The organism is Sporosarcina beigongshangi (assembly GCF_033485195.1).
Taxonomy (GTDB): Bacteria; Bacillota; Bacilli; order Bacillales_A; family Planococcaceae; genus Sporosarcina; species Sporosarcina beigongshangi.
The window spans coordinates 54,719-69,423 of record NZ_JAWLIR010000013.1 but is presented as its reverse complement, the minus strand read 5'-3'; the positions used below and the strand labels follow the sequence as shown (position 1 = coordinate 69,423).

The window sequence follows — 14,705 nt, the reverse complement described above, 5'->3', positions numbered from 1 at the left end:
GAAAGCCCGCCGATACCATTACGCTTTTTTAATAAATATTTTTAGTACGCCCTCATCGTCTGTTAGTTCCAAAATCTCATGGCCGCCTGCACTTGCCCATGCCGGAAAATCTACTGCAGCGCCCTTGTCTGTTACATGAACTTCTAATACTTCTCCTGTAGCGATTGCATCCATCGCTTTTTTTGTGCGAACGATTGGCATTGGACATGCTAATCCTTTTGCGTCTACTATGTTGTTTGAATTCATTTTACGATCTCCATTTCATGTTTTAGTTTCTTATACATACGCATTGTATTAACGTACTGCACATCGGTTTGGACCAATTTCCATCTCTGTTTGTTCGTCGTTATCTGGCGTAATTTTGCCCATGTTCACTTGGCGAATTTCCTGATAAGCATTCGGTTGTGGCGGTAAGTGATCAGTAACCATACTTCGGAACGTTGTTTCATCCTCAATGTTTAAACCGTGGTTGTCAGCGAATAGATTACCCAAGCGTTTGGCCACTGTTCCATCTGCATTTAATTCCTCAATAATCATGAAGTGCGCTGGCAAAACAATTAAGTCCTCTGCTAATTCACGGTAACGACTATACAAAGTTTCACGTAAATCGCCTACCCAGTCCTCAGCTAAACCTGCTAAATCAGGGCGACCAATTGAATCAATGAATAAAATATCACCTGTCAGCAAATAGCGTCCGTCAACAATGAACGAGGTAGAACCGATGGTGTGACCCGGTGAATACAGTGCACCAACATCCATTTTCGAAGCACCAATTTGTACCGTTAACCCATCTTCAAGTGCTGTGTAGTCAAACACGACTTCTTCTGCATCTTTCGAGGGTAAATAGTATGTTGCACCCGTTGCTTCAGCTATATGACGACCGCCTGAAATATGGTCTGCATGTAAATGCGTATCAAACACATGCTTGATTGTGACATTTTTCTCTGCCGCAAAGTTTGTAAATACTTCTGTAAAGCGCACAGCATCAATAACCGCCGCTTCTCCTTCAGAAATCACCATATAGGAAAGACAGCCTTTTCCTAATCGAACGAATTGATAGAGCTCGCCGCCATTCGCTAAATCGCCTACTTTGATTGGCTCAAGGTAGGTGCTCCAAGACTTCATGCCACCCGCTAAGTACCCCACTTCACGCCCTTCTTCTGCTAGCATTTCAGCTATCATAATTGAAGAACCTTCTTTCGCACAGACAACAAGTACATCTTTATCTGTTGGAATTTGAGGTAGAATCTCATCTACACCATCTAATAGCTCGAAATAAGGAATGTTGATGTAGTCGAATTGATGGCCTTCAATCTTCCAATCTGCGAATGCATCTGCATTTCGTACATCTAAAATAAGTAGTTCTTTGTTGTCGATTACTTTGCGTGCAACATCTGCTGCTGTCCATTTATTTACTGTCATAACTCATTACCCCCATAGGTATTATTTTTGCGATTTTTTAGTGAAAGAGCTGTTCAACCCTTTCACTTTGTTTTTCATTGCCATTAAAATGTTTTTATTAAATCGCCTGACCAGGATGTCATACCTGGTATGACATTGTATACGTTTGTAAAGCCGTTATGTTCTAATTTTTGTGCAGCTAAATCGCTACGTTTACCTGTACGACAAATCACATATATTTCTTGTCCTTTGTCTAGCTCACCGAGACGTGCCTCTAATTCCCCCATCGGAATCGATTTTGCCCCTGTGATGTGTCCGAATGCGAATTCTGCTTCCTCACGGACATCTAGAATAATGCCACCTTTAGCTGTACGTGCAATGATTTCATCAGTAGAAATTGTTTGTTCAAACGTTTTTTCAATCAATTCATCGTCTGAACACTTACGGATATAGTGCATCATCACATCACCTTGCTCTGTCGTACCGATATATTGATGGCCAACTGCTTCAGCCCAAGCAGCTAAGTCTGCCTTTGATCCCTTATCTGTTGCAATGACTTCTAGAATTTGCCCATCTACTAGCGTTGCCATTACCTTTTTTGTTTTAACGATAGGCATTGGACAAGCCAATCCTTTTGCATCTAACTGTACATCTGCTTTAATTGTCATGTAAAATCCTCCTTATACCTTAAGGGGTACTATTTTATTTAATCTCTGTTTCACTTTCCCAAGCCATCATACCGCCTACCATATTTGTCACATCAAAGCCCTGATTTTGTAAAAAGGATGTCGCCTGACCACTTCGTCCACCTGAACGGCACACCATGATGTACGGCTTATTTTTATCAAGTTCATGCATACGGAATTCGAGTAAACCTAGTGGAATATTCGTAATTCCTTCAATATGTCCTTCTTGTACTTCTGCTACTTCACGCACATCGATTAGGTTTAATGGCTCACCATTCGCGATTTTTAATGCCACTTCTTTGACTGATATTTCCTTCATTCTACTCACCCTCTCCATGCACTCATGCCACCACGGACATTCGTTACATTGTCATACCCCAATTTTTTTAATTGCTTACATGCTTGGTTGCTCCGCATACCACTTTGACAAATGACAATAATTTCTTTGTCCTTTGGCAACTTTGAAAAATCTGAGCCCAGTGGGATATTTTTAAACTGTCGTATGTTGCGTCCTTTATATTCAGCTGGTGTTCGTACATCGACAAATATTTTATCTTTATCGTTAACGATTCCCTTTAGCTGATCCGTTGAAATTGTTTGAATACCTTTTGTCGGCATCATACGCCATGCGATAAACGCAATGACTAAGCCGACTATAATAGCTATCTCCATTATGGTCCTCCTCTTATAATCAGATGAACAGATTTACATTACCGTGTTCTGCATCCGCTAAATAAGCTGCAACACCTGCGTACTGTACGCCGTCCAATAGCTCTTCTCGTTGTAAACCTAGCAGATCCATCGTCATCGTACACGATACCATTTTAATGTCTTGCTCCTGTGCCATTTCAATGAGTTGCGTTAATGTCAGTGCATTATGCTTTTTCATAACATGCTTTATCATTTCGGGACCCATACCCGCCATTTGCATCTTCGATAGACCCATTTTTTCTGCTCCACGCGGCATCATATGACCGAACATTTTCTCTAGGAAACCTTTTTTCACTGGCACATGCTCTTGTTTTCGTAGTGCATTAATGCCCCAAAATGTATGGAATATTGTCACTTCATGATCATAGGCAGCTGCACCATTTGCGATAATATACGCCGCCATTGCTTTATCATAATCTCCACTAAATAAAACGATCGTTGTTCTTTTCTTTTCCATTCTGCCGTCTCCTTTTACCCATACCTGTATAGGTATTAATTTAAATAAAAATAAAAACCGAAGATTAACGGCTTTTAACAAGTAGATTAACTGCTTCTTGCACAGACTCATTCATTTTTGAATCATCGCCTTCTGCATTTCGCACACACTCTACTAAGTTTTCACTAACGATGACCCCAATCGCACGATCTACGCCAGAACGTACAGCTGAAAGTTGTGTAATGACTTCTTTGCAATCTTTTCCTTCTTCCATCATACGCAGAATCCCCCGTAGCTGACCTTCCAAACGTTTGATGCGGTTCGCTAACTTGTTATCATATGTCGCCATTACGCGTACCCCCCCTCTTTATCGTGATTAACATCTTCTTTATGCCCTTCATACTATACCCCATCAGGTATAATGTCAATAGATAAACTTAAGTTGATCTTTTTATCCCCTTTTTTTCTACCATTTCATTAGTACTCGCCAGCAATTAGCTCTTCTTTACTTACTCAAATAGCTACAAAGCTCAATCAAAGTTCCATCTGTTGATATGGGATTCAAATAAATAAGCCTTCTTCCACGCGCGTTAGTACGTAGCGTGTCCTCTAGAAAACGTACGCCTGTTTTTCTTGCCTCAAGTATTGCTGTGTCCAAATCGTCCACTCGATAGGCAATATGATGTACCCCTTTTCCACGTTGCTTGATAAACCGAGCCATCGGAGAATTTTTATTCGTTGGTGCTAGTAATTCAATTACCTTATCACTCGTTCTGACAACAGCAACATGCACTTCAACACCAGGTGCATCACTTGTATAACGGTCCTCCAATACTCCATTTAACACATTTAAATAAAAGGGAAGAGCGTCATCAATACTTCTAACAGCAATTCCAACGTGATCTAAAACATAGTCCAATCTAGTTCCTCCGTTCAACATTGATATTCTTAAAAAGGCTATGTCTATTTAATTTACTTAAATCCAAAAGCCAGCGATATTGATAGCCTTTATCGTTTCATTGTTCAATATGATTTCTCCCTGTGAAAAAATGAAATACCAATCAAAAGTTAACCCTTGAATTGTATATTTAGTCGTTTGCATTTGAAGCATGTCATCATTCATAACTTCAACAACCTCTACACATTCCACTACTGAACAATGAATCGCATGTTCTTCCATTAAGTACGTCTCAAATTCGGCTGGGTTTGTAGGAACACGATACATACAAAAAACAAAAATTCCTATAAACAAAAAAATGATTTTACTTTTCAGTGGTGATTTTGTATGCAAGATTAATCCAAAAGCGCAAATCAGCGTAATCCATAGCACTGATTTAACATTAAAAATAAAGAAAAAGAAAAAGGATATAATCATTATGAAAACTACATAACGTACTAAGACATCATTTTTTGATTTGATAAACAGTTTATAAAACGAAGTTATAAATATACACATAAAAAATAAAAGTTTAACAATAACCAATTCTCACCCTCCTTGTAAATTTGTCAACCCGAAGAAAACTTTTCTACATCAATCCAGTCTAATTCTTTGCTCCCTTAAATTACACTTGGTCATTAATCTAACTACTCTTCATATCGTACTTGAAATAACAAATAATAACAGCTTAAGTTTATATAATCAATAAGCCCCTTACATGCTATATAGTCAAAAATATTGCTCTTCGAAAAATCTTTCTCATGTTGACAAAGTTCTAATTCTGCACAATGTTAAGATTGTGTAAATTTTTAAACGTACCTTGGAGGGCACTACAAACAATGTTATATTCAAGTAGTTCACATCAATAAGAAGGAGCTCACAATGAATACAACCAATCGTTTCAAATTACTTTTAGAAATACTGTTAGTTTCAACACGACTTGGGCTAACATCCTTCGGTGGGCCTACCGCCCATTTAGGCTATTTCCATGAAGAGTATGTACGTAGAAGAAAATGGATGGATGAAAAAAGTTATGCTGATTTAGTCGCGTTAGCACAATTCTTACCGGGTCCCGCGAGTAGCCAGGTCGGCATCGGAATTGGCGTGATGCGCGCTGGCGTCTTAGGCGGAATCGTTTCTTTCATTGGCTTTACAATGCCCTCGGTTATTGCACTTATTCTTTTTGCCTTACTGCTTACTGGATTTGACGTAGGAAATGCTGGCTGGCTGCATGGCTTAAAAATTGTAGCCGTAGCAGTCGTTGCACATGCCATTATTGGGATGGCTAAAGGTTTGACACCTGATTTAAAGCGCAAGGCGATTGCTTTGTGTGCCCTACTTGGGACCCTTCTTTGGCAAACAGCTTTCACCCAAGTCGCTGTCATTTTACTTGCCGCGTTCGTCGGATTTCTTTTATTTAAACAGCATGAAGACAAAACTGAAGTCAGTTCGACATTTCCAATTGCTAAAAGCGTTTCAGCAATTTGTCTATCGTTATTTTTTGGTTTGTTATTTTTATTACCAGTCATAAGAGAATTCACTGGCTCCAATTGGGTAGCGATGTTCGATAGCTTTTACCGCTCAGGTTCTTTAGTATTTGGTGGAGGGCATGTTGTGTTACCTTTACTGGAACAGGAATTGGTGCCAACTGGCTGGATTAGTGAGGAAGCATTTTTGGCGGGATATGGCGCTACACAAGCCGTGCCTGGCCCATTATTTACATTCGCCGCTTATTTAGGAACTGTCATGAAAGGCTGGCAAGGTGGTCTGGTCGCAACGTTTGCAGTATTCTTACCTGCCTTCCTCCTCATTATAGGAGCACTCCCATTTTGGGATCAATTACGAAGCAACCCTACCATTAAAGGTGCCATCATGGGCGTCAATGCTGCAGTGATTGGGATACTCATCTCCGCCTTTTATTTCCCGATTTGGACAAGTGCAATCTTAATACCCGCTGACTTCGCCTTAGCTGCTATTTTGTTTAGTATGCTCGCTTATTGGAAGCTACCGCCTTGGATTGTCGTGGTCGCTGGGGCTGTTGGGGGTTCACTGTTAACTTTATTCTAATGAAAAATACCTGATTCTCAAAATGGTTCATTTGAGAATCAGGTATTTTTAAAGAAAAGACAGCACTAAAGCCCTTTCACAATCGACGTAACAATATGTATGGAATCCCATTCCCCGCCTGAAAATCTGGTAATGGGATATTTCCTAGGAAATAGCTGGTTGCAAATCACTTCAGCAGGATTTCCTTGTTGGTGCAACGTTAATACATCTTGTTGAAGGGCTAGTAGGTTGTTTAACTTTCGCTCTAGCGCAAGGCGTCCATCCTCTACAAATCCTTTATGATTGCAAAACACCTCTTGAAAATCATACGTCAACACTCGCTCCAATGACTGAATGATGGTAGGCACACTTTCTTCCTTCAAGATGACTCTTGTCTTCTCATTCACATATAAATCTCCCGTAAACAACTGACCTGTTCCCTGATTCAAAAAAGCCTTATGATCATGCGCATGTCCGGGCGTATCAATGACATCCCATATTGCATTTCTAGACATAAATGTTTCAGGCATCGCCTGCGCTTGAAACGGCTTTCTTCTTCCCCAAAAAAGCTGCCGATATAATGGATAATCCGCTCGCTGCATACAATAATCAATCGTTTTTTCATGTATATAAATTGGAGATTTTTTCACTTTTTCAACATAAGCGGCACAGCCCGTATGATCCTCATGGAAATGCGTAAGCATCACTTGATCAAAATCAGCTGCATCTATAAAGGTTTCAAAATGCTTGCGCAAGGACTGCGCCCCCGTGTCAATCAACACACCATCCACCACATAGCTATAGACATTCAGTGCGACACCCTGAAATTTCACTTCGCCATTCAAAAATGAAACGCCATTTTTCTTCCCAAGGTTTGATGATTTCTTTAACAGCACTTCCGTCATCTCCCTTCCTTTATTCTGAAACATACCATAATTATAGCAGTAAAGTATATGCTTCTTCACGAATAATCAGATTTAACCACAACTAGTCATTTTCATCATATTTTAAGATTAATTTCCTAACAAATCCAAGACCCTTCACTTTATTAAGAGGACAATATGCCGATAGTATAATTAGACTAGTTTTTATCATTTCAAAGGGGTGTTGTATGTGAAAGTTGAATCAGTAGGCACTAAAGCAATCCATATTAGCACGATCACTTCAAATCAAAATAAAGTGAGCTTTGACACAGTACTGTCAGCTACAGCTGAACAAAGGGCGAATATCAAAAGTGCTGACCATTACGATGTGAGAACAATGTCAGTTGATGAAATGCTGGAAATAGAAACGAAAGCTGCTGCTGCTTTTAAACATGGAGATTTGATTAGCCATCGGCAGTATACCGATACTCTAAACGACTGGAAGAAAACCATTCAAGAAGGTATTCAGCAAATAGCAGCTGTTGAAGAGGGACAACCAGCTAAAGAACAAGAGTCCTCGAGACAAGGTTTATTCCCAGAGGATGCACCACAGTCATTGAAAGACTATGAAGGTACCTTATCGTTAAGAGGGAAAATGAGCTTAATGATAGCCGTTAGTGTGCAAAAATTAATCGCAAATGCTTATCGGAATAGTAGCGGAGGCTGGCAAATTCATCGTCAAGGAGATCCCGGTTATGTTGATATTTTCAAGCAACCAGGCTTTTCCTATACAAAATTAGCTGAAGACATGCTAGCTTATATGCAATTTGAACGCACGTATTTGCGACCAGATGAATTTAAAGAGAAGGAAGACTTACTCAACGGGTTTAAAACTGCTGTTAAAGGCTATTAGTTATGATTCTGCAACTAGTAAATTAACCCACTTCATCGATGATACCCAAAAATAATTGATCGTCAACACAGTACCCCCCTTCGAAACGGTCATTTCTGAAAGTGCAATCGCCTAGGCGGAAATAAGTATAAACGTAAAATAAGGCTAGACTCCAATATTGAAATCCATGTGGATATCTGCGACATCAAGCTGATTGAGGTTGTTTTTGATGAAGAGACGAACCAGAAGTTTTACAAGATATAAAGTATAACCCAAAAGAAAGCCACAATCACCGAGTCCTCTTCGGTAATCGTGGCTTTTAGCCTTTCATTAAATCACATGAGCATTTTTACTTTTGTTGGAATCCCCAAGATTTCATAGAAACTGGTTTACCTTCCTTACGCTCTTGAGCATATTCAGCTGTAGCTGTGAACAATACGTCAGAAGATGAGTTCAGTGCAGTTTCACAAGAATCTTGAATTACACCGATGATAAAGCCTACACCAACAACTTGCATAGCAATATCACTTGGAACTCCAAACAAAGCACATGCTAGTGGGATTAGTAATAGTGATCCGCCTGGAACACCTGAAGCACCTGCAGCAGAGACAGCCGCTACAACAGAAAGCAGAAGTGCAGTCATAAAGTCAACTTCAATGCCAAGTGTATGAACTGTTGCAAGCGTCAGTACGGAAATCGTAACCGCTGCACCAGCCATATTAATCGTAGCACCTAGAGGGATGGATACTGCATACGTATCTTCATCTAACCCAAGTTTTTCAGCCAATTTCATATTTACTGGAATATTTGCAGCTGAACTACGTGTAAAGAATGCTGTGATACCGCTTTCTCTTAACACCATAAAAACAAGGGGATAAGGATTTTTCCGCGTATAGATGTACACGATTAACGGATTCATTACAAGTGCGATAAACAACATACATCCCACTAAAATTAAAATCAATTCACCGTAAACTTTTAAAGCAGAAAAACCAGTTGTGACAATTGCGTCAAAAACAAGACCCATAATTCCAATTGGTGCTAAATTAATAATCCATTGTACGACTTTAGTAATGGCATCCGAAAAACTACCTAATACATCTTTCGTATTTTGATTAGCCTGTTTCAATGCAATCCCAAGAACAACTGCCCACATTAATATACCAAGATAGTTGGCACTAATTAATGCATCAATTGGATTGGCAACTACGTTAAATAGTAATGTTTGTAAAACTTCCAAAATACCTTCTGGTGGAGAAAGGTCCTCTGCTCCTGTTGTTAGTGTTAGTTTAACAGGGAACATAAAGCTTGCAGCAACAGCGACAACTCCTGCTAGGAGTGTACCTATCCCATATAGCCCGAGAATCGATTTCATATTCGTTTTCGTGCCACTTTTATGCGCTGCAATTGCGTGCATGACTAAGAATAAAACCAAGATTGGTGCAACCGCCTTTAATGCACCGACAAATAAAGAACCCAAAATCGAGATTCCGCTTACATTAGGAACGATTAAAGCTAAAATAATACCAACAATAATACCGATAACAATCCTTTTTACTAAGCTTATTTGGTTCCATTTAACAAATAAATTCTTCATTATACTCCCCCCAGATTCTTCTGATAACTTAAATGATAAAAATGCCCAATCACTTCTCCCCATTAAGGCACTGTCTGTTTATCTCGCCTCGAAGTAGATTGATGCCTTATTCTAACATGTCCTTTCCGAATTGCGCAATGATTTTTTTATATCAGAAAACGTTTGGTATTTTTTATGAAAATCTTCTATGAATTAATCATAAATTCGGATAATACAGTCATTTGAGGAGCGCAATGAAAAAGCTACAATCACTAAATTTTCTTCAGTAACTGTAGCTCTTGCAATTCATAAATTTTACCGTTTTGGATCGACTAATCCAATCGATTTCAAATCATTCCCCGATGGATTTTGGAATATTCGAAGCCCAAACTCAGACGCTACGGCAAAAAGGTGGTCAAAAATGTCCGCTTGAACTGACTCGTACACAGCCCATCGTATATCATTGGTAAATCCGTATATTTCTATGGGCAACCCGTGTTCACTAGGTGCCAACTGCCTCACCATCAAGGTCATTTCTTGATTAATACCAGGATGGTGTTGAAGGTAATTACTAATATATGCTCTAAATACACCAATATTCGTAAGTGCCCTGCCATTCACAGGATTGCTTTGATTAATTTCATTTTGAGTATTGTACTCCGCGATTTCGTGTTCCCTCGTAATAAGATAATCCGAAAGATAATGGATACTTTTCAGATGATCAATCATCTCTTCCGTGCAAAATGAAATACTCGTTGTATCAATAAATAACGATCGTTTCATCCGTCGTCCGCCAGAATTTTGCATGCCACGCCAATTTTTAAAGGAATCTGATATGAGAGCATAGCTCGGAAGCATTGTAATTGTTTTGTCCCAGTTTTGCACCATGACTGTATGTAATGAGATATCGATAACATCTCCATCTGCCCCATACTTCGGCATTTCAATCCAATCTCCGACTCGAACCATATCATTGGTCGTCAACTGGATTCCTGCAACTAGGCCTAATAACGAATCCCTAAACACTAACATGAGCACCGCTGAAAGAGCTCCAATCCCACTTAGCAAAAGAAGTGGACTCTTATCTATCAAGTTCGCGACCACTAAGATGACCCCTATTAAGACGACAACAATTTTTACGACCTGTATATACCCTTTTACAGGTTTAGTCTTTGCGATTTCATACGTGAGATAAATGTCATTAATGACATTCAACAAGCTATTGATAATGACTAACCCCATGATGATGAGATAAGCAATTACCCCTTTTTCGATTAGCTGTTGAAACATTGGGAAGGTTGTCGAAAAGTTAATAAGGATAACGGCAGGAACAATATGCGATAACCTGCGGAAAACCTTGCGCTCCAACAAAATGTCATCCCACTTGAATTTAGTTTTTTTCACAATTCGAGTAATGATTTGGATAACTACCTTTTGCGTGATAAAATTCGCAATTACGCAGACAAGTGTTATAAAAATAATCATAATGATAATGGAAAGATAACGAACTAAGGTAGGGTCCATTTCAATTTTTAAAAGTTGGTTACTGATAAAATCCATGTATATCCTCCGCTGTATCTGTAGTCGAAAAATGACCACTGCTATTCAAGTAACATACCACGAACGAATATACGCTTCAATTATTTCGGGTTATAGTCACATAAATAAATCGTGCTGAATTTCGTTGTCAATCATGCTACGATTGACTCTAGACTTTGAATTGCGATTGTAGCTTATTTTACCCACATCTATAATCCAAAACTAACACGATTCTTGTTAACGTAACCGTTAGCTAATAGGGATGAAGCATTCACCCTAGCGGTGGTCCCATTTTCAATCGGCATCGACGGTTCGTAGCAAAAGCCCGTGACGTTCTTATAGTGAACCTACGCAATAAATTTCTTTCGAGTGATCGATCGGCAATTTCAAAAAGTTTTCGTCATAAAAACTTGTGATATTGGCGTATTTTCAAAACCACTTGCCAATAAAGATGAAACTGCTAGGCCATTTCCTTTTAGAAAATTATACGTTGTACGATTGATTGATTGGTCATATTCCAATGCGTAAGCGAGGAGTTTGTTTAGAGCATCTTCATTCCCATTTTCCTTTACCTGAAATAAAGTAATGCTTTCCGTCTTATTGCCAAACACACATTTTTTCCGAATCAGACAAGCTGCCTGCACCTCTCCATTCTTTGAAATCATCACCGCTTCCCCACCTAGTTTTGGTGTATTACTAGCATCGGTTTGCCAAGGGACGATAATTGGAAACAAATCTGAGCCAATCGATTGGGTAGCAGGAATTCTTATCAGTTCATAACCGTCAAGATCCGGTTCCTTACTATCTAAAGTTTCGTTTGCGCGTAAAAAGAGTAAATTGTCCTGTACTTTGTAACCACATTTTTCATATAAAGAGATAGCTGCTTTATTTTCAGATAGCGCCTCTAAAGTTGCTACAGAAACATTACATTCCTTTAGGAGTTTCTCAGCTTCCTCCATCAAGGAATACCCCAATTTCCTTCCCCTGTATGCTGGAATAATACCTGTTCCACCATTCCAAGAAATCTTTTGACCATCCACTTCTCTAATTCCTTGGAGCACAAAGCCGATTGGATCTGCTCCATCATATGCAACAACGGATAATGCTGGAGATAATCCATCATTCCCAAAGCGACTGATGAATGTATCAAAAGGTAAATTCATCGGTACTAAATAGCCTTCAAATCCACGATTAAATAGGATATGCGCTTCTTCAAAGCTTACTGAAGACATCAATCTATACGAAATATTCATGGCTCACCCTCCCTTTTATTGACACCATTCTTTTTCAGAGGTGTTTCATTTGCTTACGATGGACCCATGCCAAACACCAATATAGCAGTAATCGAAACCAAAAAACTTATAATTAAAGATATTGCCCAATCTATTCTCTTAGTTCTGCGGAATATTACACACACAATACTACAAATAATAAAATTTACAACGAACAGTACACCTAACATAATCCAGGTGGTCATGATAATTCCTCCTTTGAAAATTATAGACCAGCTCCGCCTATAGTTTAAGTCTATCTTATCCTGTCACCTAATGTGCACCATACTTCATTCCTTTTTTGATAAAGGTTCCAAAACAAAACATCCCCATAAATGAGTACTTTGCTATTTCTAGCATCTCTTATAAAATATACGTTCCTAATACTTAAAGGTTTCATTAGAAGGATTTACTAAATGTTCGTTAAGCTGTCTCATTTCGTGATGGATAGACGTTGATATATGCAATTCCTTCTTCACACTCATTATCCGCATTTTTTGACGGTCTCACATTCTTCCAGTAACATTAATAAAAAATGAATGTAAGGTGACACATATGAAAATTCTATTGGTCGAGGATGATCGAACAATCGCTTTGGGATTAGAATATTCCTTAAAACAAGAGGGCTATGAACCCTTGCTTTGTCATAATGCAGCTTCAGCAATTGAAGTCATCAATCATAAAATGGATGACATTGATTTATGCATATTTGACTTGAACTTACCTGATGGTAGTGGGTATGACTTATGTCAGCTCGTGAAAAAACGGCAAGATATCCCTGTCATCTTCTTAACAGCGTACGATGATGAAGTGAATGTCGTCATGGGTCTGGATATGGGAGCCGATGATTATATTACAAAACCCTTTCGAATCCGTGAACTTATTTCAAGAATTAAATCGGTACTTCGCCGTTCCAATCGTCACACTCAACCAAAAGACAAAATTGAAATTGGAAATATACTCATTAGCCTATTAGAAGGAAAGGTATATAAAAATGGCAAAGAGATTGTATTAACAGCTTTAGAATATCGGCTGTTCCTTATTTTCGCCAATCATATTGGTCAAGTTCTCACAAGAGCACAGCTGCTGGATCGAATCTGGGATGTCGGCGGTGATTTTGTAAACGATAATACCTTGACCGTCTATATTAAAAGATTGCGTGAAAAGCTAGAGGATGATCCACATAACCCAACGATGATTCAAACGGTCCGTGGCATGGGTTATAAGGTTGGTGAGTGAGTTGCTTAGAAATCGAGAAATTCAAATACTCCTACTTGTACTTTTACTGATCAGTGGAATCGGAATTACGACAGCAGCTATTTTCATTTCAAGCTTTGCCGCGTCTATTGTGCTAGGCGTATCCATCATGCTGATTAGCTGTATGCTGCTATTCACAAAATGGCGGTACCGTGAAATTGAAAAACTGTCTGATTACTTACAAAAAATTAGCACTGGCAACTTTCATTTAGACGTTCGTGATAACTATGAAGGAGAATTGAGTATCTTAAAAAGTCATATTTATAAAGTGACAAAGATGCTTGCTGAACAAGGGACCGTTTTACACGAGGATAAAACGAAACTAACAAATGCAATTTCAGATATCTCCCACCAACTAAAAACCCCACTCACCTCGATGATGGTCATGGGAGAATTGTTACGTGACAATCACTTGGACGACGATCAGCGGATCAAGTTCACCCGGAATCTTCAAATACAGCTGGAACGTATGGAATGGCTTGTTTCTTCCTTATTAAAGCTTTCAAAAATCGATGCGGGGACAATCACCTTCAAAAAAGAAAAAGTTTCGGTCGATCTCCTTGTTCAAACTGCAACTGAGCCGCTATTAATCCCAATGGATATTAACATGCAAAGTTTGAACGTCAAAGGCGATGAGCAAACAGCATTTATTGGGGATTTCAACTGGACTGTGGAAGCACTTATCAATATCCTTAAAAACTGTGTCGAGCATACTCCCAAAGGTGGAGAAATCTCTATCACTTTTTCGGAGAACGCCCTATTCACAGAAATAATCATTTCTGACAACGGAAAAGGAATTCCAAAGGAGGATCTCCCTTACATTTTCAAGAGGTTTTACAAAGGTAAAAATGCCAGTGAAGAAAGTGTAGGTATTGGCCTTGCTATGGCCTATAGTTTCATTACAAGTCAGCAAGGAGATATTGAAGTGAAAAGTCAGCCCGATGTTGGGACAACCTTTACTATTAAATTTTACAAGCAGGTGATTTGAGTAACCTATCAGCTGCTTTTTTTATATCCACAAATTCTCCCCTCTCACCTCCTAAGTGAATAAAGTGTCACTTAAGAGTCACCTTACAGTCATAGTGACTAG

17 protein-coding genes are annotated in these 14,705 nt (G+C 39.0%); 4 read left to right on the top strand and 13 right to left on the bottom strand.

What is annotated here, in order from left to right; all coding sequences use genetic code 11:
* Nucleotides 1-18 precede the first annotated feature (18 nt).
* The 9 genes from R2B77_RS08640 to R2B77_RS08600 all read right to left on the bottom strand — a co-directional run bounded on the left by R2B77_RS08640 (nt 19) and on the right by R2B77_RS08600 (nt 4,717).
* Nucleotides 19-246, bottom strand: coding sequence for a sulfurtransferase TusA family protein (locus R2B77_RS08640; protein WP_203248041.1), 228 nt, complete (start codon nt 244-246; stop codon nt 19-21).
* Between the two features lie 48 nt (nt 247-294).
* Entirely contained in the window at nt 295-1,422 is a 1,128-nt protein-coding gene (locus tag R2B77_RS08635) for an MBL fold metallo-hydrolase (RefSeq protein ID WP_203248042.1), read from the bottom strand.
* 83 nt (nt 1,423-1,505) lie between these two features.
* Nucleotides 1,506-2,069: a sulfurtransferase TusA family protein gene (locus tag R2B77_RS08630; protein ID WP_203248043.1), complete on the bottom strand. Its 564-nt coding sequence runs from the start codon at nt 2,067-2,069 to the stop codon at nt 1,506-1,508.
* 34 nt (nt 2,070-2,103) lie between these two features.
* Entirely contained in the window at nt 2,104-2,406 is a 303-nt protein-coding gene (locus R2B77_RS08625) for a rhodanese-like domain-containing protein (protein ID WP_203248044.1), read from the bottom strand.
* A 5-nt stretch (nt 2,407-2,411) separates the two neighbouring features.
* Nucleotides 2,412-2,759, bottom strand: a complete 348-nt coding sequence (locus R2B77_RS08620) for a rhodanese-like domain-containing protein (RefSeq protein WP_203248045.1) — start codon at nt 2,757-2,759, stop codon at nt 2,412-2,414.
* A 19-nt stretch (nt 2,760-2,778) separates the two neighbouring features.
* Nucleotides 2,779-3,255 (bottom strand): DsrE/DsrF/DrsH-like family protein, encoded by a 477-nt coding sequence (locus tag R2B77_RS08615; protein ID WP_203248046.1) that lies wholly within the window; start codon nt 3,253-3,255, stop codon nt 2,779-2,781.
* Nucleotides 3,256-3,319: 64 nt separating this feature from the next.
* The gene (locus R2B77_RS08610; RefSeq protein ID WP_203248047.1) at nt 3,320-3,583 is read right to left on the bottom strand and encodes a metal-sensitive transcriptional regulator; all 264 of its coding nucleotides are present in this window, start codon (nt 3,581-3,583) and stop codon (nt 3,320-3,322) included.
* Nucleotides 3,584-3,739: 156 nt separating this feature from the next.
* Nucleotides 3,740-4,153 (bottom strand): VOC family protein, encoded by a 414-nt coding sequence (locus R2B77_RS08605; RefSeq protein WP_203248048.1) that lies wholly within the window; start codon nt 4,151-4,153, stop codon nt 3,740-3,742.
* A gap of 57 nt (nt 4,154-4,210) precedes the next feature.
* On the bottom strand, nt 4,211-4,717 hold the full coding sequence (locus R2B77_RS08600; protein ID WP_203248049.1) for a hypothetical protein: 507 nt from the start codon (nt 4,715-4,717) through the stop codon (nt 4,211-4,213).
* Between the two features lie 336 nt (nt 4,718-5,053).
* Between R2B77_RS08600 and chrA the strand changes: the two genes are divergently transcribed.
* Nucleotides 5,054-6,238: a chromate efflux transporter gene (gene chrA, locus R2B77_RS08595; protein ID WP_203248050.1), complete on the top strand. Its 1,185-nt coding sequence runs from the start codon at nt 5,054-5,056 to the stop codon at nt 6,236-6,238.
* A 65-nt stretch (nt 6,239-6,303) separates the two neighbouring features.
* Here the strand turns inward: chrA and R2B77_RS08590 are convergent, their stop codons facing one another.
* The gene (locus R2B77_RS08590) at nt 6,304-7,122 is read right to left on the bottom strand and encodes an MBL fold metallo-hydrolase (protein ID WP_232843478.1); all 819 of its coding nucleotides are present in this window, start codon (nt 7,120-7,122) and stop codon (nt 6,304-6,306) included.
* 208 nt (nt 7,123-7,330) lie between these two features.
* Here R2B77_RS08590 and R2B77_RS08585 point away from each other — a divergent pair, with 208 nt between their 5' ends.
* Entirely contained in the window at nt 7,331-7,993 is a 663-nt protein-coding gene (locus R2B77_RS08585; RefSeq protein ID WP_203248052.1) for a hypothetical protein, read from the top strand.
* A gap of 328 nt (nt 7,994-8,321) precedes the next feature.
* On the opposite strand, the gene sstT is transcribed toward R2B77_RS08585, so the two are convergent.
* The 3 genes from sstT to R2B77_RS08570 form a co-directional block, all read right to left on the bottom strand.
* The gene (gene sstT / locus R2B77_RS08580) at nt 8,322-9,569 is read right to left on the bottom strand and encodes a serine/threonine transporter SstT (RefSeq protein WP_203248053.1); all 1,248 of its coding nucleotides are present in this window, start codon (nt 9,567-9,569) and stop codon (nt 8,322-8,324) included.
* A gap of 294 nt (nt 9,570-9,863) precedes the next feature.
* Nucleotides 9,864-11,108 (bottom strand): mechanosensitive ion channel family protein, encoded by a 1,245-nt coding sequence (locus R2B77_RS08575; protein ID WP_203248054.1) that lies wholly within the window; start codon nt 11,106-11,108, stop codon nt 9,864-9,866.
* A gap of 365 nt (nt 11,109-11,473) precedes the next feature.
* On the bottom strand, nt 11,474-12,340 hold the full coding sequence (locus R2B77_RS08570; protein ID WP_203248055.1) for a GNAT family N-acetyltransferase: 867 nt from the start codon (nt 12,338-12,340) through the stop codon (nt 11,474-11,476).
* Between the two features lie 573 nt (nt 12,341-12,913).
* On the opposite strand from R2B77_RS08570, the gene R2B77_RS08565 reads away from it, so the two are divergent.
* Both R2B77_RS08565 and R2B77_RS08560 read left to right on the top strand, forming a co-directional pair.
* On the top strand, nt 12,914-13,597 hold the full coding sequence (locus R2B77_RS08565; protein ID WP_203248056.1) for a response regulator transcription factor: 684 nt from the start codon (nt 12,914-12,916) through the stop codon (nt 13,595-13,597).
* A gap of 1 nt (nt 13,598) precedes the next feature.
* The gene (locus R2B77_RS08560) at nt 13,599-14,603 is read left to right on the top strand and encodes a sensor histidine kinase (protein WP_203248057.1); all 1,005 of its coding nucleotides are present in this window, start codon (nt 13,599-13,601) and stop codon (nt 14,601-14,603) included.
* Nucleotides 14,604-14,705 lie beyond the last annotated feature (102 nt).

Excerpts from the sequence above, each read along its gene's own strand:
- R2B77_RS08615 (WP_203248046.1), bottom strand. The coding sequence starts at position 3,255 with ATGGAAAAGAAAAGAACAACGATCGTTTTATTTAGTGGAGATTATGAT.
- R2B77_RS08590 (WP_232843478.1), bottom strand. The coding sequence starts at position 7,122 with ATGACGGAAGTGCTGTTAAAGAAATCATCAAACCTTGGGAAGAAAAAT.
- R2B77_RS08635 (WP_203248042.1), bottom strand. The coding sequence starts at position 1,422 with ATGACAGTAAATAAATGGACAGCAGCAGATGTTGCACGCAAAGTAATC.
- chrA (WP_203248050.1), top strand. The coding sequence starts at position 5,054 with ATGAATACAACCAATCGTTTCAAATTACTTTTAGAAATACTGTTAGTT.
- R2B77_RS08570 (WP_203248055.1), bottom strand. The coding sequence starts at position 12,340 with ATGAATATTTCGTATAGATTGATGTCTTCAGTAAGCTTTGAAGAAGCG.
- R2B77_RS08575 (WP_203248054.1), bottom strand. The coding sequence starts at position 11,108 with ATGGATTTTATCAGTAACCAACTTTTAAAAATTGAAATGGACCCTACC.
- R2B77_RS08610 (WP_203248047.1), bottom strand. The coding sequence starts at position 3,583 with ATGGCGACATATGATAACAAGTTAGCGAACCGCATCAAACGTTTGGAA.
- R2B77_RS08565 (WP_203248056.1), top strand. The coding sequence starts at position 12,914 with ATGAAAATTCTATTGGTCGAGGATGATCGAACAATCGCTTTGGGATTA.
- R2B77_RS08620 (WP_203248045.1), bottom strand. The coding sequence starts at position 2,759 with ATGGAGATAGCTATTATAGTCGGCTTAGTCATTGCGTTTATCGCATGG.
- R2B77_RS08640 (WP_203248041.1), bottom strand. The coding sequence starts at position 246 with ATGAATTCAAACAACATAGTAGACGCAAAAGGATTAGCATGTCCAATG.
- R2B77_RS08630 (WP_203248043.1), bottom strand. The coding sequence starts at position 2,069 with ATGACAATTAAAGCAGATGTACAGTTAGATGCAAAAGGATTGGCTTGT.
- R2B77_RS08625 (WP_203248044.1), bottom strand. The coding sequence starts at position 2,406 with ATGAAGGAAATATCAGTCAAAGAAGTGGCATTAAAAATCGCGAATGGT.
- sstT (WP_203248053.1), bottom strand. The coding sequence starts at position 9,569 with ATGAAGAATTTATTTGTTAAATGGAACCAAATAAGCTTAGTAAAAAGG.